Genomic DNA, 26,413 nt, shown 5'->3' on the forward strand with positions numbered 1-26,413 from the left:
ATATCTGCTATTAAAATGTCACATTAAGACCCAGGTTAAATCTTCGGACAGTAGGATAAGCACCTTGTGCTGCCCAACCCGTCCCTGCAAAATTGGACTCTCTATCATCTGGCATATCTGTCCATAAGAGCAGGTTGTTACCGTTCAAATAAACCCTAAGGCTTTCTAACCCTAGCGTTCTAACCCAGTTGGTTTGAAAACGGTAAGCGATTTCGGCATTTTTAAGCCGGAGATATGATCCATCAAAAAAGTACCTGCTTCCACTATTAAAACCACTGGCAAGGGCCAGCCATCGTGGCATAGGAGTGTCTGGATTAGGATTATCCTTAGACCAGTAGGTACCTTCTTCATATACCAGGTTTCTTTGGCCTGTCAAGCTGCTAAACACCACCTGTCTGGTTACATTATTAACCCCATAAAACTGTAGAAAACCACTAAATCCTTTCCATTCAAAGCCTAAATTGGTATTGTAGGTATTTTGGGGCGTACCAGAAAAACCGTAAGGGGCAACATCATACGCATCTATTATTCCATCCCCATTCATATCTAGGATGTGATAGTTGCCAGGTATTTTATTTTGATTGTTGGTATTATGGGGAGTGCTTGCATATAGCTCATCCCAAGTGTTATAAAATCCGCTGCTGATATGCGTACGGGCCTGACCTAATTGAAAACCTCTCTGCTGTTGGTAATCCGGCAATAACTGTGGATCATCACGGTCCAATATCTGATCTTTGGCATGGGTGATAGCAAAATCAGCAAACAATCTCAAGCCATTTGCAAAGGTATGATTGACACCCAAAGTTATTTCAAATCCCTCCGTCTGAACCCTACCTAGATTAGCCGCTGGAGCCGCGGTTCCAAAATAATCAGGAATAGCCCTATCCCCTCTCATTAAAATGTCTACCCTATTGTCCCTAAATACATCTATACTGCCTTCTACCAAACCATTTAAGAAACTGTACTCTGCTCCTAGATTATATTTATATACTGTTTCCCACCGTACAGATGGATTACCGACCATGTCTTCCCTGAACCAGGTATAAGGGCTGTATTCGCCTTGCCAGCCTATTGTGCCCAGTTGTGAATTATCTCCATAGGCCCATTGGTTCATGAATAAAAACCGGCCTCCGATATTATCATCTCCCACCTCACCATATGAGGCCCGTACCTTTAAAAAATCCACAAACCTGAGGTTTCTCATAAAATTCTCTTCGGATACTACCCATCCTAGCCCACCAGATGAGAAAAAGGCAAATCTATAATCAGGAGCAAATTTTTCTGATCCGTTATAGGCTCCATTATACTCAAACATGTACTTCCTGTTGAAATTATATGTTCCACGGAATACCCAGTCCTCTCTATACATCGGAATCATGCTCCCGATAGCATCTTCCTGGCGGTTTACAAGTCCCATGACAGTATAGTTATGTCTATCGTCTACAGAGCCTGCATAATTTATCTGGCCCTGATAAAAAATCCTACGCTGAGCTCCACCTATGGCTATATTTCCTGCTGATGGATTCCAAGCTACCCCCTCATTAAAATCGAACCGGCTGTTTGGATCAAATGCTTGTTTATAAACCTCCTGACCAGTATTGGGATTAATCCATTTTAATTGGGAATCATTAAACTGATCATTTACACCTCTTTCATTTTCTACAAATGCATTATCAATAGAGACATTCCCCCTGACACTCAAACCTTCCAATAACATCCCGAGATCTTGCTCTAGTGTAAAATTAGTCATCAGGTTTACCGTAGTATTATATTCTACTCCACTTACTGAAAGTATTCTTACAGAGTTTAAAGCAGCTTGCTCATCCAGTCCATAATACCCCCAAAACCCATCTGCATATCTGGGTACAAATGCATCGGGAGGATTACTGTAGGCTGCACTCCACAGCCCCGTACTGTTACCACCGCCCCATGGGCTTTTCCTCACCCCATATATTCCACCTAGATTGACTTTAAGGACAGTGGATGGTGTCAACTGAAAATCCAGGTTACTCCTTACATTTAACCGGTTAAAATCATAACCAGGATTATATCCCCTGTTATTCTCAAAATCCCGCATCATGTCACCCTCATTCTGAAAATCGATGCTGGCAAAATACTTAGTAACTCTAGTACCTCCTCTTAAGGATACATTGGCATTATAGGCCATGGCATAGTCATTAAATAGGACATCTTGCCAATCTACATTTGGATATCTCTCCGCCTGTTCAATACTCGTCTGATTTCGGTACATCTGCAGTACGCCCTGTGGTAGAAACTGGTTCCAGCTGGCAGGACTCCTGGACAGCTCATATTCTATGGCCCTGTTCCTGACACTCAGGGCATCATATGAATCATACTTGCCAGGCAATTGAGAAACAGTTTTAACGGTAGTATTGAAAGATGCTGTGATTTCCGCCCTTCCATCCATCCCTCGCTTAGTGGTAATGATGATTACACCATTGGCACCCCTAGATCCAAATACTGCAGTAGCAGAAGCATCTTTCAAAACAGATATGGACTCCACTGAACCTATATCCATGTTGTTAAAAAATTCAGGGCGCTCTACGCCGTCCACCAAAATCAATGGACCAGATCCATTCCAGCTGTTTTGACCCCTAATAAGGATCTGTGGCTGTTCCGCTCCAGGCATACCCGTACTCGCAGTAGTGATAAGGCCTGGTAAGTTACCGGTAAGAGCCGCAGCAACATTGGAAACACCTCCTGTTCGTTGCAGTACTGCACCGCTGGTCTGGGTCACCGCTCCTACAATGGTTTCTTTTTTCTGCTCAGCATAGCCCACTACGATGACTTCTTGAAGTGCCTGAAAATCTTCGGTAAGCGTAATATTCAAAACGGTCTGCTGCGTGACAGTCACCTCTATGGGAGCAAACCCTATGAATCTAAATACTAAAACTTCACCAGGTGAAGCGTCTATAGAATACCGTCCATCCATATCTGTAACCGTACCCCGGGAAGTCCCTTTAACTGTCACTGTTACTCCGGGAATTGGGAGATTGTCCTGAGTATCTGTTACCACACCTGTGATTTCTGCAAACAAAACATTGGTTTGAGCTGGTATAGAACTTGATTCGAAGCCAATACTTCTCGGTGTAGCAACGGCATTTATATCCGGTCGGGCAGTAAATTTAATGGGATGTGCCCTATGTAAAAGTCTTTCTTTCACTTCCTGTTGGGTATTATTCAAAAGGCTATCTTCTGGTATGCCCACATTAGAAAAACTGTTTATCTTAGTAAATAGCCTAAGATCGCCATGTTCCGAAATTTCCTTTTCAATGTAGTTTAGTTCATTTAAATAAGCATTCCCTGCAAATGAATTTAAAGTGAACATGAATTGAACAGCTAGGAAATACTTCGTTTTTCTTGAAAAGAAAATGTGTTTCCATAGTAAAATTTTATCCATACTAGTTTAATATAAGGTTAAATTAGGGTAGTATTTATTTTTAGTAAGACCACTAAACGCTAGTTTCCCTTACTGATAAGTACTGTATCAGCACCTCCATCCCTGACTATTCTTTAGCATTAAAAATCTAAAATCAATAGATAAGTGTATATTATACGCTTAAAGAAAATTCAATAATTTTGTCGCGATTTTTTAAGATGTATGGTACATCTATATCGGATCTATGAAATTTGAATCAATACTGTTCAGGAGGTGGAGTGCTTTTATGAAAAAAAGATTCGGCTACTTGAAGAGATACCCTACCTCCCATGAACTTATATATGCCCCTCAGATGGGCATGCAGATTGTAGTAAAAGTTCTTCATTTTATCTTGGGTTTATTAGTTATTGTATGAACCAAATATAAAAAAGAAGTCGAAAAAATCTAAAATACTTACCAAAGGATAAAAACCTAACAATCACATACATACAAATTTTATTGCGCTTAATCGAAAGCTTATTTTTCTGCAAAAAGTCGGTTTAAAGCCTCTATAGGCCTTTTTTTTTGAATGATACATCACATTTCTATTTCACTTAAGTGAAATAATTGATAATCAATAAATTACAATCAATGTAACGAATTTTTTTTTAAAATTAAATTTGTATTATTTCGATGATAATAACATTAATTCACATCTACCACTTTTCTATACATATCCTTTCTAATTAAAGTCCTATTTATAGCAAATTTTATTTTGTAGCCAAATTTAATTTAAGGCATTATAGAAAGATAAGGTGCTATCACTTTAATGAAATATTCTACAGTAAGCCATAGATAGGATTTACATTTTTCTTATTCTTAAAAAATGAGATGTATATAAAATAAAGTTTTATGTAAAGCCATTTCACTAACACCCATCTTTTGTAGGCAGATCTGGGACCATTCTCAACTACCTGCCCTATTTCTAAGGATCCCCGAATTTTATACGGAAAAAATCCCCCTATTAACCTCTAATTGTAAGTTTTGCATAAATAAAAAAGAATCAAAAAACCCTACCCACTCGTCAATAGGCGCCACTAAAATAGCGGTAATCAACTCCCTAAATAATCGGATTTATTTCAATGATAAGTGTATTGTTTACTGCACGAATATCTTTGATCAGAAAATCTTTTTGGGCAGAAGACAAAGCTGGAATCTGGAAAGGATGCAGTATGTATTCATTTCTTGATCCTCCTGATTCTACAAAAGGCATTCTGTCAATAAAGGATTTTAATATGCCCAATACGTTAAAAAGTCTAGCCATGACACCGTTGATAATCCTATATTCTAGCCGTACTGCACTGGCGCTTTTATCTATGATACTTACCTCAAGCAGTGTATTGGTCTTAAACTTTCTGATCCTGACCCTGATCTTATTCTCATCCATAGCTTCCAACATCACTTCTTGGGACTTTTTATTGATCATCGTCTGCAAATCATTTATCGGCAATTCTATTTTCATGACAAAAGGGATATGTTTACAATAAATAATAATATAGGTAAAAATGGTAACTCATGCAATCTGCGTGCTATAGTTATATATTTATCAATGTATTATTATGGTCACATATAGGTAAGGACTTTTGGTAAACGATGGAGCTTATAAAACCGGAATAGAAGGATGCCTCATGTATGGCGCTATAGTGGTTCCTATCGAAGCAGAAAGATATGTCCGGTAATGTACGAACTTCAAGATTACAAATAGGTTTAAAAATAAGATACATGAGCTTTACCAATAATTTTGTCCAAATACGGCAATTATGCAAAGTGAAGTCTGCATAAAGCCATACACCTGTACCGGTGAGGTGTGGTTCTATTGTTTGAATTATTAATTCTATAGAGGCTACTGCATAATTATCAAACAGAAAAGGGACAAGGACCACATCATATCTCCCTATAAGTGTGCAGTCCTGTATAGGCTTACATTCGAATTTCACTTTGTTCGATCCAATGTTCCTCTTTTGTGACCGCTCCATCATACTCACAGACTGTTCAACATAAGTGATGCGCAATCCTGATGCATGTAACGCCGTAATATCCTCCAATATCCATCCAGTCCCTCCACCTATTATCAAAATAGTGGTTCCAGGTCTGATGTGTTGCAATAAATAAAGTTGTGATTTCCTAATCGAACGACCAAATACAATCCTAGAAAAGAAATCATAATATTTTGCTATAGTATCATAGTTTGCACGCATATAATAAAATTTTATAATAGTGAGCTCTTCACTCACCTATATCCTCAAAAACCGCTATTGATACCCTGCTGCCTGAAGATGAAACAATTCGGCATACAGCTTGTCATTCACCATCAATTCTTCATGCGTTCCGATCTCTAATACCGTACCGGCTTTAAGTACCATGATCCTGTCAGCTATTCTTACGGTACTGAACCTATGAGAAATAATCACAGCGGTTTTGCCTTCGGTAAGTTTGATGAATCTATCAAAAGCTTCTGTTTCTGCTCTGGCATCCAATGCGGAGGTAGGCTCATCCAAAATGAGTACCTCAGCATCTTTCATATACGCACGGGCGATGGCAATCTTCTGCCACTGACCTCCGGATAGGTCTTTACCACGTTTAAACCTTTTCCCCAAAGGCTGCTCATATCCCATAGGCAGATCTGTTATCACCTGGTCAGCCAGACTCTTTTCAGCAGCTCCATCAATGCGCGGCTGATTATGGATTTCAGAAATTTCCCCCATGGCTATGTTTTCACGGATGGTCAGTTCAAACTTCACAAAATCTTGAAAAATCACGCCAAAATATTGCTGGTATGCTACCTGATCATATTGCTTAACCGGTATACCGTCCAAGAAAATTTCTCCTTCCGTGGGAACATAAAACTGTAGCAAGAGTTTGATCAGAGTGGTCTTACCTGCGCCATTTTCTCCTACAAAAGCCATTTTCTCTCCTACTTTAAGATCAAAACATATATGCCGTACCACCCAAGTATCTGATTTCGGGTATTTGAAGCCCACATTTACAAACTTAAATCCCTGTTTAATCTTATTGGGAAGTGGCAATTTATAGTCGACATCACCATGCGAATTTTTTAATTCCAGAAATTCAAAATAATCCTGAAGGTACAGGGCACTTTCGGTTATTGCAGTAAATCGGGTAAAAAAACCCTGTAATTTTCCCCTTAGTCTATTGAATGATCCGGATAAAAATGTCAGATCACCCAGCGAAAAAATACCAGCTACCGTTCTAAAAACAATAACAATATATGCTCCATAATATGCCCCAGTACCTATGATATTAAATACGGCACCCCACCCTGCCCGCTGTTTGGCCAAATGTTTACTCTTATGATAATATTTATCGGATAGGACTTTGAACCTGTCAGCCAGGTAGTTTGAAAGCCCAAAGAGCTTCACTTCTTTTGCTGTCACATCACTAGCCCCCGCATATCTTAAATAGTCCAGTTCCCTTCTTTCCTGGGTCCAGCTCCGGGCTAAAGAATAGCTTGTCCCGCTAAATTTTATCTCATTGATAATGGTCGGTACTATGGAAAATAGAAGTAGCATAATCAGCCAGGGTTCGAAGGATACCACCCCTATCAGTAGGGAAAGAATGACTATAATATCTTCTCCTTGGGTCAAGATATTAGACATCAACCCCACGCGGCCGTTGGTCTGCTGTCGGGCCCGCTCCAGTTTATCATAAAATTCGGAATCCTCAAGCTGATCCAGGTTTAGTTCGGATGTTTTTTTTATGATTCTGACCGATGTATTGATGGAATATTGATCACCTAGCAAAGCATCAGATAAGCTGATGCCTCTGCTCAGCAAGTCGGAAAGAATAGCTAAACCAAACTCCAAACCTACCAGAAACCATAGTCTACTTAAATCTCCCGTTTCTGCTGCTATCTGAAGCACTACCTCATCGATGATTAATTTCCCTACCCATAACATCACTACAGGCAAGGCCGCATTTACCAACCGGCAAAAAATGTTTGTATAAAAAAGCAGTGGGTTTACTTTTCTAATTTCACGAAAAAACCGGGGCACAAATTTTAATGAAGCTAACCCCTCTTTAAAATTGAATGCAGATGGCTGGATAGATTTTTTTGGCTTAGGCAAGGTAGACTGAATGTTTAATGCAATGTAGCGAATATAATAAAGCTTCAATATAAATCTGATCCAGATTCCTGCCTATTGGCATAGCTTGATAACCGTAAATGGATTATAGAATGATCCTTCATTGAAATCCAATAGTTTAATCATATCTACCTATCACTCAGGTAGCTTTTTTAGATTATGCATCTGATCGTAAATTTTATTCAGCAGCAAAATCACTGTATTAATCCCAGCAGACACCATGACGGTAAAAATCAGTCGTGCTATGGTCAGTACACTGAACTCCGCTATTCCGCTAAAATGTGCCAACAAATATACGATTATACCCCACCACGGTGTCATGCATACCGGACAATCAAAAAAAGGCTTTTTTATGTATGAAGGCAGCCAAACCAACTTTTCTTTTTGATTATAGAAAATCATGCCTTTCCAGGTGGAAGCCTTAATAAAATATACTATAAGGGCAATAATGGTAGCTTGTTCCAACATGGGGTGAAATTAAAATTTGTAACTATTCTATGATAAACTCTTTTTGGAAGCAATTCAGCCACTTACCTACCGAAAAAAATATAATATATCAAATCGAGCATGAAGTAAACTTCACACCATGCCATGATTATAAAGCATGCGAGATTCTCCCGAATAAATTCATGACAGGATATCCCGACCTCCGGTAGAGGACAAGTTATGACCATTGAAAAACAAAATATAAACAGATTAAATCATCCCTATAAGCAAAAGTGCTGTAAATTGGTTGCACATAATTTTACCCCAAAGATGATGGCTATATATATATATAACTAACATTAAACCCCAAATCATCTAGCTCCTCCCCCACCTGCCGAAAAACCACCTCCGCCTCCAAAAGAAGCCCCACCACCTGTCCCTCCTACAGAACTCATCTGAGTACCTGCAATGGTTCCTGCCATATTGCTGATCGTTTTGGACATAGAGCCAGGCTGTATTCTATTACCATATAATATCACATACCAGTATAGGTAATGGTGATAGCTGGATCGGGGAACAGAATTTAACAATCTGACCATCTGATTTTTAGTCAGTCCAAAAACAGTACCATAGACCAAATGTTCATTGACCAATTCATAGTTGATTGCCATATTACTTTTTTGCCCTAATATGCTTTTTAGGTATTTTCTATAACTTATCCATTTATAGTAAGCTTCCTGGTAACTTTTACTGCGATGTCGGATCATCGTGGTCAGCACCACCACTACTATACATAGAAGGAAAACAAAAAGACTCCATATTTTGAAAAATATTATTGAAACCATAAAAAGAAGAAATAACATGGCAGATAGACCTACCATGATCCACATCCCTTTTACACTATCTCTGTTCCATATGCCTAAAGTTCTCCCATAGGCTGTTACCTGTTGGTTAAACTTTGTGGTCATGCGGTGTAAAGCCATTGGCGATTTGGCCATATCAGTAAATCTGATTTCTTTTATCCCACCCGCAAAAAGATAATCTATCACTTCTATTTCAAAACTTTTCAACCCTTCTTTCTGCCTATCGTATTGGTCGCTGTTCAATATCCAAAATAACTGCTTGGTAAGGTTTTTGTCTTCTTCGTTTCTATCTTCTATGGTAATTATCTTTTTTTGTGCCAGTAGATAAAGTGTGGCATTAATTTCATTTCCAAGCTGATATCCATAAAGCAAATAATTGATCAGCGCGGGGTGTAGGTCTGTAGGAGGCTTGGTATGTGTAGTAGTTGTTTTAGAAACATCTTCCTTTGAATGGTATGTTTTGAATATCCAAAAGACAATAGCCAATACTAGGGCATATAGTAAAAAGATGGTATATGGTGCCCATTCATATAATTTATCAAAACTGGCTTGGCGATCTAAGGCGGCAAGTCTTCGTTCATTAGTCTCATCTGCCCATAATTTCTCTTCTGCCATGATCGCTGCAGCCACTTCATTATTTATCTGAAATACCTCCTGAAACCATTGGGGAGGGTAAAGCGCTCTGACCTCTAAAATATCTTTTTTTGAAACTGAATGGCTTTGCACCACTATCTCCCCATCCGCTCCTATTTCTGAATAGGCATGTGCTGGCCCATGCAGCCAATGTCTGTTAGCAGGCAATTCTTCATAAGGTCCGCTATACCGAATGGTAAGGGATACATTTTGTTGATCCACCTTCCATTGGCTGTCTATAAATTTATAATACAGGACTGCTACATCTTCATGACGTTTTATGATATCCTCTACCGTATAGGTGATGGTAAATTCTTTTGCTTCATCCCTTGCCTCAAATGACCACCCTACTTCTATATATTTGTTTTTTTCAACTATTACAAAATGTCCCTGCTCTTCTTTATCTGAAAGTGGGAGATGTCTGCCGTCTGCCATCACCTTAAAATCAGTTACCCGAACACCTTCATGATGAGGAAACTGCCTGTATGCATAGGTAAACTTACCATTAAAATGATATGTCCGGGTTTCCGACACAGTCATTGATCCATTGGGATGCACTTCTGCTTCTATATGCACCCTTTTTATCTGAAAACTTTTTTTTGCTTCGACCTGAAAACAAAAACAGCTGATCAATAGGAACAGGAGAATATTTTTATTTAATAACATAAGGTGGCAATATTTTCTAATAATAAATTTAGAAGGAAAATTTAGTATAAAAAAGTTATAATGAAATAGCATTTTCACAATCAAATTATATATTTAATTCCTTGGGCAGGAAATTTGTTTATGGCATTTAAACTGGCCATTCACCTATGTCTTTACATCATTCTAAATTTTTATTTAATTTTTTCTTCTTCTCCCTTGCCATCTCTCCATTATGCAGAGCGCAGCAAGCCGAGCAATTTGAAAAAAGAATACTGGTGGATCGTCTGGAGGATCCATGGAATATCATATATGGGCCAGATGACCATCTCTGGGTCACAGAATCAAAAAGTTATAAAGTATTAAGGATCAATCCAGAAAACGGTAAACGAAGGACTGTATTGGATGTGAGTAAGGATAAAAATTTTGAAAGAAGCAAGAACAAACCTTGGCCTCAGGGCGGGCTGATGGGTATGGCGCTCCATCCACAGCTATTGCTGGGTTTCCCTTATATCTATGTAGCCTATGTACATGAGTATATTGAAAGCCAGGGAGAGGATGCCCCTATCGGTAACCAGGGAAATTATTTTAAAACAAAGCTGGTAAGGTACACTTACGATCAGCAAGACCACACCTTGTCCGATCCTCAAGTCATCACAGACACCATTCCCGGTAGCAATGACCACAACGGGGGCAGGATGTTAATATCGCATATCGATGGTGATTATTATCTAATTTACAGTGTAGGTGATATGGGAGCAGGACAGTATCAAAATGCCGCGAGGAATAATCATGCCCAGGATACAAATTACTATGAAGGGAAAATTCTAAGATTTAATCTCGAACCTAATGAAGAGGGAAGCTGGATACCGAAAGACAATCCTTATGGAAACGAGAAAAAAACTGCAGTTTGGAGCATAGGGGTCAGAAATACCCAAGGTCTGGTTGCCATATCAATAGAAGGTAAAGATATCATTTATGGATCAGATCATGGACCGTTTTCTGATGATGAAATAAACATCATAGCAAGAAGAACCAACTATGGACATCCCTTAATAATAGGTTATGCAGATGGTAATTATGATGGGCTGGCTGCTGGGGTCACCGACAGAAATGAGCTTCCTGGAATATGGAATACTACTTATCCGCAAATCAATAATGAAAAAGAAATGTCCCTGAAGTTACAGAATTTTAAAGAACCTATACACAGCTTCTATCCCTTGGATCAAACGTCGCTAATGGATATATTGAAAAAAGAAAGTTCGGGTGAAAGTGCAGATTGGGAATCAGTGGCCCATTCAGGAATAGCCGCCTATAGCTCGGAAGCCATTCCATACTGGCAGCACTCCCTACTGGTCACTTCCCTGAACCAAGGCTGTCTTTACAGACTGAAATTAAGCAAAGATGGCCAAAAAGTCGAAAAAGTTTCTAAGCTTTTTGAAGCTGCTGTCCGATATAGAGATGTAGCTGTATCTCCTGATGGCCTTAAGATCTATTTAATTACTGATAATTCAGAAAAAACTTCTGGACCTTCTGAAGAAAACCCACAAAATTTAAAAGATAAAGGTGCAGTTATCGAATACCGATATAAAGATCAATAACAATCAAAGTTTAAGTGAATAAGGATAATGGTTGATCAGGCTTACCAAACTGAACAACAATCATACTCCATTAATAATTGACATTCAACGTATTTGGACATTAAAAGGACGACACATTAATCAACCCATGGTTTACCAGTATAAACCGTATCATAAAAAAGCAGATATAATCCTTCCAGTGAGGTTTATAAGGTAATGCTTGGGTTGCATCATATTATAGGACTGTACCTTTATTGGATTGGAGAGCAAACGGTCTGAGAGGTAGTAGTTCTCTGCTTTGCCCCACTCTTCAGTAAGCTCTCTTTCGATGTGGCTATCTGCATCAATTCTATTTTTAAGATCAGCAAAATCTTTTGATTCCTCAGCACTTAACCTTCCTTTACTGATTTTCTTTATCAGGAGACGTAAGTATTGTGCATTATCCTTACTTTCGATTAAATTTCCCATTATGTTGGATATTATTTAAAATCTTAATTTCTTCAAAAAATTAATAAATGGATGCTTTTCTGATTTAGATGCTTTGGTTAAAGCACTGGCTTCCTGGATACATTTAGCTTCTGCTTTGCTCCAAGAGTCCATCAGTTCCTTGGCCAACGTGCCATCAGGGTCAACTTTATTTTTTAATTGATCCATTGACTCTTTTTCTTTTGTAGTCAACCTATCTTTACTGATCATTTTTACCACCAAACTTAGGTACTGACTAAGCGATTTGTTATCAATGACTTTTTCCATATATCAACCAGATTAATTTGTATGTAAAAATATCCATTACCAGACTAACCCCTCTTAATTCACGGTTAACTTTAAGTTATCATTTTAAAAGTATTTTTAATGTAAAATTAGTATAAGCTGACATATTGTTAGGACCAGAAAAATTTTATCATAATAGGCGCATATAGACCGTTACATGACGGCTATATAATAGGCCTAATTGATATTTATTCTTAACACTAAATTAATCTTTGATGAAATCGAGCATGAGGAGAACCTTACACACTGGCATGAATGTCGGCGGAAGCGAGATTCCATCTTGTTTCCATTGTCACCATACAAGTTATGGCCTTTAAAAAAACAATTATAAACAGATGAAATCCTTTTCATGATCCCCAATAAAACAATCTGTTTCAATGTCCATAATCAAGTTCTGTAATATAAGTTCGAATGCTATATATGGACAGTAGGTTGTTACTGAGAGACAAGTTCGATCGTCGCATTTTCTAATCCATCTCCATGGGCACGGAGTATTACTGATCCTCCTACTTTGGTGGTTTTGATAAAGACCATGGCAAGACCATTAAATAATTTGCGCTGATGAGACTGAAAAGATGACAGGTCTGTAGGGTCACCATTATCTGTGGCAGCTATGGTGGCATTCCCATTTATTTCAAAGCGGATGAGATTCTCGGCACGGGGCACCATATTTCCATCTTTATCCAAAACTTTCACCGTAATGAAAGCCATATCCTTTCCATCAGCTTTTAAGTCCGACCGATCAGCTTCCATTACGATTTTTACCGGTCTCCCGGCTGTTTCTATTTCTTTTCTCTTTACTTCCCTTCCAGCAGATCTAGACACTGCTCGAATAGTACCTGGCTGAAAATCTAACTTCCACATGACATGCAACTCATCACCTTGCTTCTTTTTGATACCCTGCGATTTTTCATTTAAAAAAAGTTCTACCTCATCAGCATTGTTATAATAAGCCCATACATCTACTTTTTGACCAACTTCCCAGTTCCAATGGGGAAAAACATGAAGAACAGTATCCTTCGTCCATTCACTTTGGTACATATAATATGAGTCTTTGGGAAAGCCTGCCAGATCTACCACTCCAAAAAAAGAACTTCTGGCTGGGAATTCATAAGGTGTAGGTTCTCCTAGATAATCAAATCCCGTCCATATGTACATGCCGCTCAGAAAATCATGCTTTTTAATCAATTTCCAAGTCTCTTCATGAGTAGATCCCCATGGGGCACTGACATGGTCATAAGCAGAAACAGTGAGGTCCTGATTACCTTCGATGAATTTTTGATCCCACCTGATGGGCCATCTTCTGATACTATCTGAAGGCATATCATAATGTCCTCTTGTAGCAAGGGCAGATGTGGTCTCGGCCCCGATGAACTTCTCACCTGGAAAAACATCAGGAAAGGTTTCGAAATCCTCATGATGATAATTAAAACCTACCAAATCCAATGCCCCTGACCTGTAAATAGAATTGTCCGGATATGGATGGTTCAATCCGGCAGTTATAGGCCGGGTAGGATCCATTTCTTTTGCTATTTTACCCAATCTATTGGCTATTAGCAATCCTGTATCTTCCCACTGCTCCGGAATTTCATTCCCGATACTCCATATAAAAACACTGGGATGGTTCCTATCTCTTTTCATCATATCCCTTAGATCCTGTTCATGCCATGCCTCCCAGTGGCGGCTATAATCAAATTTACTTTTTGATTTTGACCACATATCAAAAGCTTCATCCATGACTATAAACCCCATGCGGTCACAAAGGTCCAATAATTCAGGTGTAGGTGGATTGTGTGCCGTACGGATACCGTTTACTCCCATACCTTTAAGTATCTCCAACTGCCTCTCCAAAGCCCGCGTATTCACGGCAGCTCCCAATGCTCCTAAGTCGTGGTGATTGTTGACACCTTTGATGATCATTTTCTCTCCATTTAAGGTGAACCCCACCTTAGGATCAAAACTGAAATACCTGATGCCTATGGGCGTCTCGTACCTGTCTACCATATTGCCATCTAAATATACCGAGGAGACTACTTTATATAGGTATGGTTGGGATGTACTCCAAAGTTGGGGAGTGGTTATATGTAAGTTTTGTACCACTTCATTTTTGTCAGCAATGATGGTAATATTATCATTTTTAATGCTAGCTACCTCATTTCCGTCCTGGTCCAATAGAGCAGACTGTAGTGTAAAAGTTCCTGTTACGTTTTTACTGTTTCTGACGGTTGTATTTATCTTTATGGTAGCTGAGGTCGTGTTTATATGAGGAGTAGTCACAAAAGTGCCCCAATGATCTACATGTAAAGGATGTGTTTTCACCATCCATACATTCCTGTAAATACCTGAACCGGAATACCACCTAGAATTGGGTTGCAGTGAATTGTCAGCTTTTACGGCTATCACATTTGGTATCCCATCATAGTGGAGGTAGTCAGTTAGTTCATACCGGAAAGAAATATATCCATTTGGCCTTTTACCTAATAACTGACCATTAATATATACCTCACTTTCTTGATAAACTCCATCAAAATCTATATAAATCACCTTACCTTTATCATCTTCAGAAAGTAAAAAAGACTTCCTATACCAGCCTATACCTCCAGGTAAAGCACCTCCTCCATACCCTGCAGGATGATCTTTAGAAAAGTTCCCTTCTATGCTCCAGTCATGGGGCAGATCGAGGGTTCGCCAGCCTGAATCATCCAGATCTGTCCTGTAAGCATCATCCGGAGCATCAAGTGAAAATTTCCATGATTCTGTAAACAAATGTCTACGGTCTTCCTCTATCTCATGTGGCTGGCAGGTATGGCCATTGCAGAGTATGAATAGACTAAGCCACAGGGGATAATAAAACACAGGTATATGTCGGGGAGTCATAATTACAGATAAATTAGATAGGACTAAGAATAAGAAGACAACCTGCCTACCATTGGGCAGATTGTCTCCAATAGGTTTGAGAGCTATTGATTACCTTAAAATATAATGGAAAGATAACCATTCATCTCCATCTTCATCATAGCTGGTACCAAACCAGATCCCCTTGCTGGTGGATTCTCCAGGAAAGGCTTTGACTACCCTAATGGTACCCGCCGATGGACTCATCCAGTGACCGGGGTTTTGTATGAGTGTATTGTTATCACTGAGTGTAATTTCATTGGTGGCCTCATTTATAATAAAGGTACCGGTGAAAATCTGTCCGTTTTGATTTCGGGTATAATTATTCTGTCCGCCAAATCGGTCGAATTGAATATACGACGTTTGGGCTATTGCTGTCCAATCACCGTTCCATCCCCAATCATAGGAATCCTCATAGGAAGAAGTCCAACCCTTACCAGCTGATATCCAGTCTACAGGATTGCCCTCACCATCCAGGTACCATTTCCTCCCAGAAGATGGTCCTCCTGTGAGTAAATTAAGCAATTCTCCAGAATCAAATTCAGGGTCAAATCCCTCATCAGGCCCTTCGTCTTCTTCCTCTCCAGGCTGCCAATTATCTACATATTCCTGTGAAACAAAATTATACACCAATAAGGCAGGGCCATCGCAGGAGTCTCTTCTGAGTACTGCTATCTGTAGCGTTTCATCCGTAATCGACATTATCCGGATATCACCCCAATTGGACACACAAGCCGCATTCCCTTGGTTATGAAGCGGGGCAGCACCAGTCATGGTCAGGGTTTTGTTGTTTACATCCAAGAAGTACGTTCCCTGTTCTACCCCTCTATTGGGCAGCATCAGATGGTTCACCGTTACAAAGGGACCTCCCCGTAAATTAAAAGTCATGGTACCATAGTCTCCATAATCCATCAGCCACTGATTACCTTCATAATCTGGTTCCCATGCCCAGCAATCGTCCCCATAGCAACCTGTATCTCCACCTTCCCAAGGTCCGCCTTCCGCCAGATAGCCATTGTCTGTACCATAAAAGTATAATGGCCCGTTAAAGTATCGGGCATCTATATCCAGGATCCAAGTTTTCTCTTCACCCACTCCTCCTGAAAGTGCAGTCCACATGGGGTCGTCCACATAGTTAAGATTGTCTTGGGTGACTTCAATCGTAACTGGTTCCATTTCTACTATTCCGCCACCTGTCATAGCAGAAAATCTGATTTCGTACTCTCCTTGGAAGGCAAATCTTACCGTATCTATCTGACGGTTGGATCTACCAGTCCCATAATCCCATATCGATACCGTTTCCGGGGTATCATTGATGAGGATTACCGTATTTCCCCCTGGATCTACATCATAATCCTGGACCACCCTGAAATGTATCTGGGAAGGGTCTAACAATTCGCCTAAATCATATTGGTCATCTACGATACACGATGCTACAAAGGCCATCGGTATGAAAATCAGCGCAAGTAATTTTCTATAGCTTTTCATAATTAAAATATTTTAAGCCCACACCAAAGTATATAGATAGGGCAGGCCATCTTTTTAAATGATAGGATTAAATTACCAACCTGGATTCTGCTGCAAAACTCTATCTGATAGCAAAATCTGATTGTTGGGGATCTGCTGCAGGCCGTTTGTTTGTATAATATTGCCTTCAGAAATAACTTTGGCCACGGGAGCACCTGCATTCAGTACAGTGGTCGATTCACTGATAGTACTTGCCGCTACATTTATCCCCTGTCTGAGCAGATCCCAATACCTGATGCCTTCTCCCGCAAATTCAAATCTCCTTTCCGCTAAAATATTGGCTGCATTGACCGATACTTGGCTAAAGTTATTACCATACGCCCGTCTCCTTACGTCATTTAAATAAGTTTGGGCATTGCCGCTTCCCAGTTCGGCAGCCATCAGCAGCACATCAGCATATCGTATGACTATATAATCCTGAAACTGCCCTATCATGTGATTGGGAGCCCCGAAATCTAGAGGTAAATCCCTTCCTTCCTCATTTACCATAGGTGAATACTTTTTATTATAATATCCTGTATATTCTCTTTGGCGGGTCTGGTTAGTAAAGGGTAAACCTTCTTCCTGTATAGCTATGATACTTGCTTCTCTTCTTGTATCATTAGCATTATATGCGCTATACAAACGAGGATTTACCGTACCGCCTCCCCATCCTCTTCCATAAGGAAAGAATGATTGCTCTCTAATCCCCAACATTACCATCCAGTGGTTTCCATCTGTATTACCGTCATAGTCACTGGTATAGGTATAGCGTATATTAAATATATTCTCTAAATTCCTTTCTCCTGCATAATCTTCTAAAGAGGCTGCTGGCCATAAATGAGCAAAATCCTCTACCAGACCATGACCACTATTGGTAATTACGTCTTCCAGATAAGCCATTGCCTGGTCACGGCTGATCACCCCAGCCAGATCCACCTGTTGGTAATAACCAGTATAATAAAGGTATACACGACCTATGAGTGCCTGGGCAGCCCATTTGGTGGCTCTTCCAAATTCAGCCGGAACTTGTGCGGCAAATGGAACAGGGTTCAGATTTTCTGCGGCAAACTGTAAATCCTCAGCTATGGCCCTATAAACCTCTACAGGGTCAGCCTGTGGAACATTGTCAGGGGAAGGGCTGGTCAGCAATGGTATATTGCCCCAAAGTCTGACCATATCAAAATAAAGAAAAGCTCTTAAAAACCTGGTTTCCGCTTCATATGTGACCCTAAGTTGATCATTACCCTCCCAATCGATTTGATCCATTCTTTCCAAAAAAGAATTACATCGAAACACGGCACCATAATAAGCTGCCCAGTTGGCCTGAAAGAGATTTTGGTCGGCTGTAGAACGGGACCGGTCAAACTCATCCAGCATTTGGTATCCAAACCCATCTGCCGCACCTGTTCCACCAAAGGCATTGTCAGATAGTATTTCAGAAGCAACTGGAAAACTTACACCTTCTGCCCAAATCATGTGCAGACCTTCATAGTTACCCACCAAAGCCCGGTAGGCATCATCTGTAGTTCTATAGAAATTTTCATCGGTAAGCTGGGTAATCGGCTCAGTATCCAGAAAATCACCTGTACAAGCAACTGTGGCGGTTATGCCTATAGCGAATAGATATATCTTTATATTTGTCATCTGTTTAAATTTTTTACAATGGTCTTAATATGTCCTTTACCAATAGTCAGCATGAACTTTTGCATATATCCCTGACCGCCCCCCTTAGGGTTCATACCACGGTAAGAAACTCTGATTATGCTAAAATTCATATTTGAGTATTTTGATATTGATAGTATATTTAAATCGCGCTTCTAGATGCGGATAGGAAAGAATTTATGGCAAATTCTTTTCATGATCTTTTACTTACTTTAAAACCGGATATTAGCTCCTACCATGAAAGTTCTAGGCCTGGGATAAAAGCCCAAATCTACCCCAGAAGAAAAACCACTACCATAGCCCACTTCTGGATCCATGCCTTCATAATGGGTGAAGGTATATAAGTTCAGTACTGAAGCATAAACCCTCACTTGGCTAAAGTTCCTATGGTTTATCAACCTACCGAAGTCATACCCAAGCGTGATATTACTGATTCTCAAAAAGTCTCCATCATGAATATAAAGATCGGAGAAGTTGGTCCAGTTTCTAGCATCTTCTGTCACTCGGGGCATTGTATTAGAAGACCCCGGACCATGCCACCGGTCCATGATGGCGGCAGTATATGGTGCAAATGGATTCGCATGATTGCGATAGGATTGGACAATTTGGTTTCCAGCTACCCCGTTTGCAAGAAAGTTTATATCAAACCCTTTATATTCTGCTGAAAAGGTAATACCGAAGGTATAATTTGGATTGGGATCCCCTATCATGGTACGATCATCATCATTGATCACACCGTCACCGTTTCTGTCTACGTACCTCACATCACCAGGTCCGGCGCCGGGCTGAATCAGGGTTTCTCCTATCCGGTGTTCCATTACTTCATTTTCACTTTGAAATATGCCATCCGTTTGAAGGCCCCAAAAATATCCTATCGGAAATCCATTTTGTGCTCTATAAAATTGCATGGAATTATCAAACAACTGATTTGGCTCACCCTGAATGATACCATCTCTGGTAGGAATATTGCCTACTCTGTTACGATTATACGCACCATTGACGCCTACATTATAGGTTAATTCCCCTATCTCATCACTATACTGAATGTTCAATTCAACTCCCGTATTTCGGACATCACCTCCATTTATAAATGGAGGTTCAGCCCCGGCAGTAGCGAGAATCGGAGCAGCTATCAACCAGTCTCTTGTAATTTTATCATACCAATCAAAATTTACAGCCAATCTTCCCAAGAAAAATCTCGAATCAAATCCGATGTTCAATTGCTCAGATGTCTCCCATCTTAAATCTGGATTGGAAAGCCTATTTGGAAAAGCACCAGGCACCAGACCAGTAGTGCCTTCCCCAGGCCCAAAGAAATAATTAGTATTGGCCACAGTAATCGGTGCCATGTATTGAAAAAAACCGATTTCCTGATTACCTACCTGTCCCCAGCTGGCTCTTAATTTGAAAAAATCCATGGTATTGGTAAATGTTTCCATAAATGGTTCATTAGTCAGTACCCAACCAGCAGAGATGGAAGGAAAAAAACCAAACCTATTGCCCCTAGCAAAACGAGAAGATCCATCTGCTCGGTAGGTTAGATTTAAAAGATAGGTTTCTCTGAAATTATAGTTCAACCTTCCGAAATAGGACATCCTATGGTCAGGATCTATAGGTCCTCCCCCTAAATTTATGTTAGCGCCGTCTACGTTGGTAGCATTTGATAACCAGGCATACCGGAGTGAAGGCACGATCAAATCTCTATTACCAGCAAACATAAAGGAACCCTGTCTTTGGAACATGGAGCTACCGATCATGGCTTCAAAGTTATGGTCATTTTGAAACGTGAAATTGTAGGTGATTAAATTATCAAACAAAAATGTACGCCCTTTTCCCATGTTTTGTGATACGCTGGTATATGGATCAAAAGCAAAAGCGGACAACTGATAGGCTGGAGAAAAAGATCTGCCCTCATTGGTATAAAAATCCACACCTAAACTTGTTCTGAATCTCAGATTTTCTATCGGCTCTACCACCATATAGATGTCACCCAAAATTCTTTGTTCATTGTTCCTGTTTTTGTTTTGATAGTACATCAAGGCATAAGGGTTTGCCTCATTTGGATTCCAATCAGATTGGCTGTTATCATAAAAACCGCCGTCCTCATTAAACATCGGTACAAATGGACTGGTATTGAATGCTCCTCTGAGTGCGTTGGAATATTGGTCTCCTACACCTATACCATTACTTTGTCTGTGGGACATGGTAAGATGCTGGCCTATGGTAATCACATCATCATATATACTATGCTCGGAATTGATCCGGACATTATAACGCTCAAAATTAGATAATTCCGACCCGCCGACTATGCCTTCCTGACCAGTGTAAGCCAGGGATAAAGAATAAATAGATTTATCAGAACCTCCCTGTACACCTAATACATGATTTTGGGTAACGGCATTGTCCACAAACATTTCATTCAGCCAGTTTGTCCCCTCACCCATAGCGGCTATCTCTGCATTGGTAAAGTATGGATTGCCGCCGGAATTGACAGCTGCTTCATTGACGATAGTAGCGTATTCACGGCTGTTTAACATATTGGTTTTACGTGGCACATTTTGAAGGCCATAGAACATATCATATGTAATCTGGGCACGCTGTCCCCTCCTGCCCTGCCGTGTAGTCACTAATATGACACCGTTAGCAGCCTGAGAACCATAGATAGCGGCAGATGCTGCATCCTTTAGTACATCTATGGATGCTATATCTGCAGGGTTCAGGTAAGCTATATCATTGGTAAGTACCCCATCTACTACATAAAGCGGATTGGCATTTCCTATCGTCCCTAGGCCCCTTATTACCACCCTCATTTCTTCACCCGGCTGACCGGAGGTGGATGTGATCTGTACTCCAGGAGCCTGACCTTGTAGGGCATCCAATGGCTGTACAGTACTCAATCTTTGGAGGTTATCACCATCTACCTGTACAGTGGCTCCTGTTACTAACTTCTTCTTCTGGACACCATATCCTACGACCACCACTTCCTCTAATGATCCCATATCCGGAGCCAGATCTATGTTCACAACTCCTCTATTGCCTACCCTGATTTCCTGACCCTGAAAACCCAGGTAGGAGAATACTAAAGTTGAATTCTCACTTACACCTCCTAGAGTATAGTTACCATCCAGATCTGTAGTGGTACCTGAAGTGGTGCCCTTTATCAGGATACTTACCCCGGGCAATGGCTCTTCTGTCGAAGCATCCCGGACTGTTCCGGATATTTGCTGCTGAGCAAAAGCGGCAGGGAGCAGCCATACCCAGCATAAACTAATAAGTACTAAATGTTTCATAAATTTTCGGGTTTAAGGTTATTGTCTATATTATATTTCATCCAGCTCAGCGTAGTCTGACTGTGGTAGTTGTACCATTATATACTATTTTATGATCAGCTACTATCTCAAAATCTAAAGCCCTGGGATGATTTTTTCGTACATATACTATTTGGAAAGTTCTATTATCCAGTCTCCCATCAAACGATTCCCCCTGCTTGTCCCCAAAAGTCAGCTCACCGGATTGATCATCATATCTAATAGGTATCTTTAAATACTTTCCCTCCTCGTAATTATAATTAGTGTTTTCATCTTCATATAAAGTAAAATCTCCATTCTGTCCTTCATAGACATACACCATAATTTCTTCGGCCACCTTTTCTGTACTGTATTGAATTTCAGGCCCAAAAGGCAATATAGAACCAGCTTTTACATAGATAGGCATGCGTTCATATGGCGCATCTACTTCTATCCGCTGTCCACCTTCCGTATACTTACCATGATATAGATCATACCATCCCGTTTCCTTTGGCAGGTACAGGACTTTTTTTCGGTCTTTATATGCGGTCACCGGATTGATCAGTAAAGATGGTCCAAACATATATTGGTTACCGATATCCTTCACATTTTCATCCTCAGGAAAGTCCATTACCAATGCCCTCATGATAGTATAATCATCATGGTATACTTTACCAGTCAAAGAATAGATATAAGGCATCAGTCTATAGCGTAGCTTTGTATAATATAAAATGCTTTTATATGCCTGATGGTCTTCAGGTGCTATATGGTATACCTCCCTATATGGGTATTGACCATGCGCCCTAAAGAGTGGGGTAAATGCTCCAAACTGATACCACCGGGCATTAAGCTCTCTCCACTCCTCTAATGCTTCACCCTGGGGATCTGGTCGGTCATATTTATCTTCCACAAAGAAGCCCCCGATATCGGTAGTCCAGTAAGGAAGTCCAGACATGGCAAAATTAAGGCCTCCCGCTATCTGCCTTTCCATCTCATCAAACCGCGAAGATATGTCCCCACTCCAGGTAGCCGCTCCAAATCTTTGGATTCCGGCAAAGGCTGACCGCGTAAGGATAAATACCCTCTGATCCGGAGCGGCATCTCGCTGTCCTTCATAGATGCCTTTGGCATTCATGAGCGCATAAGCATTAAAATACTTTTCGGCCACCCCCAGAGCTGTTGGATTCATCAGGCTTTTTCTTTGTACAATAGATGCATTGGAATGGATGTCCGGTTCCGTAGCATCCAGCCACCAAGCATCTATGCCTTTGGAAAAGAGGCTTTCATTCAGCTGATTCCAAAATTCTTTTCTGGCATTTTCATTATAGGCATCATAAAAAGTAGACGTATAGCCATCTCCTATCCAGTCTCGCTGCTGATTTTCTATATTTTGCATATAGAGCATCCCTTTTTCTTTCATATCATTATAATTGGCTATGCCTTCATAATATTTAGGCCACACAGATATCATGATACGTGCATGATGCTCCTCCTGTACTTCTCTGATCATCTCCTCAGGATCAGGAAATCGATCTTTATCAAACTCATGACTTCCCCACTGATCTTCAGCCCAATATGACCAATCCTGAACTATATTATCTAAAGGGATACCTTTCTCACGGAAAGTCCTCACCGTTTCCAATAACTCCTCCTGTGTTTTATACCTTTCTCTGCTTTGCCAAAAACCCATAGCCCACTTTGGCATCACCTGGGCCTTTCCTGTCAATGTCCTGTAGCCACTGATTACCTCATCCATGTCTTCTCCATGAATAAAATAATAATCAAGCTGATCACCTGCTTCTGAATCAAAACCAAATAAAGCAGCCTGCTCGTCAGTTTGTGGTGATAAATATTTTAAGGATAAAAATGACTGATCCGATTCCGGAATCCATTCGATCTTGACTTTATGTTTACCGTTTTCGGATAATTCATGCTGAAATTCCTCAAAACCAGGATTCCAGCTTTCTCTCCATGTATCTATTTTAAGCTCATCATCCATCCATATTTTAATGTATCCTGAATAGACCATTTTAAAAGTATGATTACCGGCATCTTCCGAATCCATGAATCCAGACCATGTTACTATGCCCTTTGCCATATCAAATACAGGCATTTTTTCTAGAGATGGTATGAAAGGGTAGTCGATGACATTTTCTATATTCTCTACCCCTTCTTCAGGATGGTCTCTATCAGAAGCGTAAATAACCTTTAAACCTTTTGGGCCGGCCTTTTCAGAAGCATATAAATTAAGAGCAGAGAGAGGCTGCACAGGCCTGGTATCCCCAAAGGTAGTTATGGAATAATTATCCCAAAGTATACCATATCCATTAGTAGATACCATAAAGGGAACCACTGCTACGCCGTTGTACTGCGTAAGGTCTACCTGTCTATGACGGTAATTTATCAAGCCGGACTGATGCTGACCTAGCCCATATAAAGCCTCATTATCGTTGGCTTTAAAATGCTGCTGAATATGATAGGTGCTTTCTTCTCCAAATTGTACATTTCTAAAGGATCTGCCGTTATCTTCTTCCCTTAAGAGGATCTTGCCGTTTTTATCCTTGAATACAACCTGGCCTGTCTCCAATGAAACCTCTGCATCCATTGCGCCTGTCTTTAAGACCACTTTCCCCTCACCTTCCTCAATTTCCCATGATGCCTGATATTCAAAATCTTCTTTTAATATAAGGCTGGGACGATCTGCAAAGCCATTAACTGGGCTGGCTGATACGTGAATGATTTTGTCATTTACAGCCTGAAGCCTCACCTGTCGGGGCTGTCCATGAGAGGATGGAGGTAAGTGTATAATTATACCGTTTGGAATTTTTACATAAGGGTTATTTGAAGGATTTGGCCAAAAGAAAAAGGCACTGAGAAGGAAAATTAAAATTGAATTCATAAAATACGATTTTGGGTAAACTGTTTTGCAATCGATTGATTTACAATTTCAATATTCCTTTTTAAACTTGGGGTTCCATTTGTAAACATTAGGGGTATCAAATGTTAAATGTGCCTTCATTCCCTATCTAAAGGCATTTATTTATCATTTTATACCCCTATAATGACATTACAATTTTTTATTTTGAGTGTTTTTTTTCTTAGTATGTCTATAAACTCCCATATCTGTAGCTTTAGTCTACACTATCCATAATGGCATTTACGATTTCAGGATAAATCCTAGCGCCGGTATTTCGGTCAAATATGGCAAAACCATGATTGCCACTATACCCATTGTCCCAATAAAAAGGCACTAAACCGTGTCGATGTGCAGACCTAGTAATGTATTGGATATAATATTCCCTATACCCTTCATGCCCTTCCACGTTCAGCCGGGATATGGCCCCATATTCTCCCAGTATCACTCCTATTCCCTGATCTATAAAGCTATTTTTGATTTTTTGAAACTGTCTGTCTACATAAGGTTCATTTGCCCATGTTTCTGTAGCAGTTGGGTCTGTAGCATCTTTGCCCCATTGGGAGACCAGACTGTTTTCATTAAGTGAAAAATTATAGGGATCATAATAATGTACTTCCATCAATATCCGGTCTTCTGTTGTATCATCAGGTATCCGAGCAAAATTTACCGTATGGTCTATGTTAGTATTGAATCCCTGAACAACCAGATGTCTATAGGCATTTCTTCCTCCGGTAGTCCTTACCGTATTTACAAAAGTTTGATTATAGCCATTTTGGACAGTATAATATTCTTCAGAAGGTGTACTATAATCCCCCGTGACCATGACTTCATTGGTTCCGGCAAACAATAACTTATCATCATAATCTCGGAAATTTATAGCTATCTGACGCCACATCGCTTCCAGTCGCTCCGTGACATATTCCTGCTCGGCAAATGTTGGCTGTATCCATCCATTATCCCAATGTATATTGATAATAGCATACATATCATTATTGAGTACATCATTTACCACTTCTTCTACCCTATCCATCCATGACTCATCTATAGTAAATGTATTGGCATCCGAGAACCTACTCCAAGCGACAGGTATCCTTACAGCATTAAATCCGGCTGCTTTTACAGCATTTATAAGCGTTTCTGAAACTGGTGGATTTCCCCAAGCGGTTTCTCCTCCTATTGCTTCTAAAGAATTGCCCAGGTTCCAACCTACCTTTAGTAGTTTGGCCATTTCCAGGCTGCTCAGATCACGCATGCCCGTAGCATCTGGCGGTAGATTATGAGATGCTTCCTGCTGGCTGCCTTGCTGTATGACCTGAACATCTAGGGTAAGTTCTTCCGCTGTGAAAGTTATCATTGCTGCTCGATGAGAAGTAGAGGGGTTGGGACTGACGCCGACTACCAGTAACCCGCTTTGGCTGGAAGGGTGATTTGATAGTGTGATCCAGTCTACATCAGTAGAGGAGGACCAGAAGGTATTGGACGTTACCTCGATGGTTCCCTCTCCACTTTCAGGCCCAAATTCTAAAGCCCCAGGGGAAACTTCCAACTGCACCTCAGTAGGAACAACCTGCTCATCGGCACAGGATGAAAAGTAAAATAGAAATAATAAGTGTGCAAAAATGGTTTTAAATGACTTCATATTCATGGGGGTTTATTGTTATAAATCATTATAGCTATCAATGGCCA

At 40.2% G+C, this 26,413-nt stretch carries 16 protein-coding genes; 1 reads left to right on the top strand and 15 read right to left on the bottom strand.

The window, feature by feature from the left end; translation table 11 throughout:
- Window positions 1-10: 10 nt before the first annotated feature.
- The 7 genes from EL17_RS10720 to EL17_RS22635 form a co-directional block, all read right to left on the bottom strand.
- Window positions 11-3,421 carry a SusC/RagA family TonB-linked outer membrane protein gene (locus tag EL17_RS10720; protein ID WP_084166191.1) on the bottom strand — a complete coding sequence of 1,137 codons (3,411 nt, stop codon included), beginning with the start codon at window positions 3,419-3,421 and terminating at the stop codon, window positions 11-13.
- A gap of 235 nt (window positions 3,422-3,656) precedes the next feature.
- Window positions 3,657-3,785 (bottom strand): hypothetical protein, encoded by a 129-nt coding sequence (locus EL17_RS24180; RefSeq protein WP_262482683.1) that lies wholly within the window; start codon window positions 3,783-3,785, stop codon window positions 3,657-3,659.
- A gap of 714 nt (window positions 3,786-4,499) precedes the next feature.
- The gene (locus EL17_RS10725) at window positions 4,500-4,901 is read right to left on the bottom strand and encodes a hypothetical protein (RefSeq protein WP_035073743.1); all 402 of its coding nucleotides are present in this window, start codon (window positions 4,899-4,901) and stop codon (window positions 4,500-4,502) included.
- 73 nt (window positions 4,902-4,974) lie between these two features.
- Complete coding sequence (locus EL17_RS10730) at window positions 4,975-5,637, bottom strand: class I SAM-dependent methyltransferase (protein ID WP_051719949.1); 663 nt, start codon at window positions 5,635-5,637, stop codon at window positions 4,975-4,977.
- A 54-nt stretch (window positions 5,638-5,691) separates the two neighbouring features.
- Entirely contained in the window at window positions 5,692-7,524 is a 1,833-nt protein-coding gene (locus EL17_RS10735) for an ABC transporter ATP-binding protein (RefSeq protein WP_084166192.1), read from the bottom strand.
- Between the two features lie 153 nt (window positions 7,525-7,677).
- Window positions 7,678-8,010: a hypothetical protein gene (locus EL17_RS10740; protein ID WP_035073746.1), complete on the bottom strand. Its 333-nt coding sequence runs from the start codon at window positions 8,008-8,010 to the stop codon at window positions 7,678-7,680.
- A gap of 329 nt (window positions 8,011-8,339) precedes the next feature.
- Complete coding sequence (locus EL17_RS22635) at window positions 8,340-10,130, bottom strand: DUF2207 domain-containing protein (protein ID WP_051719950.1); 1,791 nt, start codon at window positions 10,128-10,130, stop codon at window positions 8,340-8,342.
- Between the two features lie 146 nt (window positions 10,131-10,276).
- On the opposite strand from EL17_RS22635, the gene EL17_RS10750 reads away from it, so the two are divergent.
- Complete coding sequence (locus EL17_RS10750) at window positions 10,277-11,707, top strand: PQQ-dependent sugar dehydrogenase (RefSeq protein ID WP_035073749.1); 1,431 nt, start codon at window positions 10,277-10,279, stop codon at window positions 11,705-11,707.
- A 150-nt stretch (window positions 11,708-11,857) separates the two neighbouring features.
- Here EL17_RS10750 and EL17_RS10755 read toward each other — a convergent pair whose 3' ends face one another.
- The 8 genes from EL17_RS10755 to EL17_RS10790 all read right to left on the bottom strand — a co-directional run bounded on the left by EL17_RS10755 (window position 11,858) and on the right by EL17_RS10790 (window position 26,366).
- Complete coding sequence (locus EL17_RS10755) at window positions 11,858-12,154, bottom strand: hypothetical protein (protein WP_035073752.1); 297 nt, start codon at window positions 12,152-12,154, stop codon at window positions 11,858-11,860.
- Window positions 12,155-12,169: 15 nt separating this feature from the next.
- A complete protein-coding gene (locus EL17_RS10760; RefSeq protein ID WP_035073755.1) occupies window positions 12,170-12,439 on the bottom strand; it encodes a hypothetical protein in 270 nt (89 codons plus the stop codon).
- A 453-nt stretch (window positions 12,440-12,892) separates the two neighbouring features.
- Window positions 12,893-15,334, bottom strand: coding sequence for a beta-galactosidase GalB (galB, locus tag EL17_RS10765; RefSeq protein ID WP_084166194.1), 2,442 nt, complete (start codon window positions 15,332-15,334; stop codon window positions 12,893-12,895).
- Between the two features lie 90 nt (window positions 15,335-15,424).
- Complete coding sequence (locus EL17_RS10770) at window positions 15,425-16,840, bottom strand: hypothetical protein (protein ID WP_035073758.1); 1,416 nt, start codon at window positions 16,838-16,840, stop codon at window positions 15,425-15,427.
- A 72-nt stretch (window positions 16,841-16,912) separates the two neighbouring features.
- On the bottom strand, window positions 16,913-18,505 hold the full coding sequence (locus EL17_RS10775; protein WP_035073760.1) for a RagB/SusD family nutrient uptake outer membrane protein: 1,593 nt from the start codon (window positions 18,503-18,505) through the stop codon (window positions 16,913-16,915).
- 230 nt (window positions 18,506-18,735) lie between these two features.
- Window positions 18,736-21,813 carry a SusC/RagA family TonB-linked outer membrane protein gene (locus EL17_RS10780; protein ID WP_035073763.1) on the bottom strand — a complete coding sequence of 1,026 codons (3,078 nt, stop codon included), beginning with the start codon at window positions 21,811-21,813 and terminating at the stop codon, window positions 18,736-18,738.
- A 46-nt stretch (window positions 21,814-21,859) separates the two neighbouring features.
- Entirely contained in the window at window positions 21,860-24,709 is a 2,850-nt protein-coding gene (locus tag EL17_RS10785; RefSeq protein ID WP_035073766.1) for a TIM-barrel domain-containing protein, read from the bottom strand.
- Between the two features lie 232 nt (window positions 24,710-24,941).
- The gene (locus EL17_RS10790; protein WP_035074051.1) at window positions 24,942-26,366 is read right to left on the bottom strand and encodes a cellulase family glycosylhydrolase; all 1,425 of its coding nucleotides are present in this window, start codon (window positions 26,364-26,366) and stop codon (window positions 24,942-24,944) included.
- Window positions 26,367-26,413 lie beyond the last annotated feature (47 nt).

This window comes from Anditalea andensis, assembly GCF_000714815.1.
GTDB lineage: Bacteria > Bacteroidota > Bacteroidia > Cytophagales > Cyclobacteriaceae > Anditalea > Anditalea andensis.

Excerpts from the sequence above, each read along its gene's own strand:
- EL17_RS10740 (WP_035073746.1), bottom strand. The coding sequence starts at position 8,010 with ATGTTGGAACAAGCTACCATTATTGCCCTTATAGTATATTTTATTAAG.
- EL17_RS22635 (WP_051719950.1), bottom strand. The coding sequence starts at position 10,130 with ATGTTATTAAATAAAAATATTCTCCTGTTCCTATTGATCAGCTGTTTT.
- EL17_RS10760 (WP_035073755.1), bottom strand. The coding sequence starts at position 12,439 with ATGGAAAAAGTCATTGATAACAAATCGCTTAGTCAGTACCTAAGTTTG.
- EL17_RS10790 (WP_035074051.1), bottom strand. The coding sequence starts at position 26,366 with ATGAAGTCATTTAAAACCATTTTTGCACACTTATTATTTCTATTTTAC.
- EL17_RS24180 (WP_262482683.1), bottom strand. The coding sequence starts at position 3,785 with ATGAAGAACTTTTACTACAATCTGCATGCCCATCTGAGGGGCATATAT.
- EL17_RS10755 (WP_035073752.1), bottom strand. The coding sequence starts at position 12,154 with ATGGGAAATTTAATCGAAAGTAAGGATAATGCACAATACTTACGTCTC.
- EL17_RS10720 (WP_084166191.1), bottom strand. The coding sequence starts at position 3,421 with ATGGATAAAATTTTACTATGGAAACACATTTTCTTTTCAAGAAAAACG.
- EL17_RS10770 (WP_035073758.1), bottom strand. The coding sequence starts at position 16,840 with ATGAAAAGCTATAGAAAATTACTTGCGCTGATTTTCATACCGATGGCC.
- EL17_RS10785 (WP_035073766.1), bottom strand. The coding sequence starts at position 24,709 with ATGAATTCAATTTTAATTTTCCTTCTCAGTGCCTTTTTCTTTTGGCCA.
- galB (WP_084166194.1), bottom strand. The coding sequence starts at position 15,334 with ATGACTCCCCGACATATACCTGTGTTTTATTATCCCCTGTGGCTTAGT.
- EL17_RS10730 (WP_051719949.1), bottom strand. The coding sequence starts at position 5,637 with ATGCGTGCAAACTATGATACTATAGCAAAATATTATGATTTCTTTTCT.
- EL17_RS10725 (WP_035073743.1), bottom strand. The coding sequence starts at position 4,901 with ATGAAAATAGAATTGCCGATAAATGATTTGCAGACGATGATCAATAAA.
- EL17_RS10750 (WP_035073749.1), top strand. The coding sequence starts at position 10,277 with ATGTCTTTACATCATTCTAAATTTTTATTTAATTTTTTCTTCTTCTCC.
- EL17_RS10780 (WP_035073763.1), bottom strand. The coding sequence starts at position 21,813 with ATGAAACATTTAGTACTTATTAGTTTATGCTGGGTATGGCTGCTCCCT.
- EL17_RS10775 (WP_035073760.1), bottom strand. The coding sequence starts at position 18,505 with ATGACAAATATAAAGATATATCTATTCGCTATAGGCATAACCGCCACA.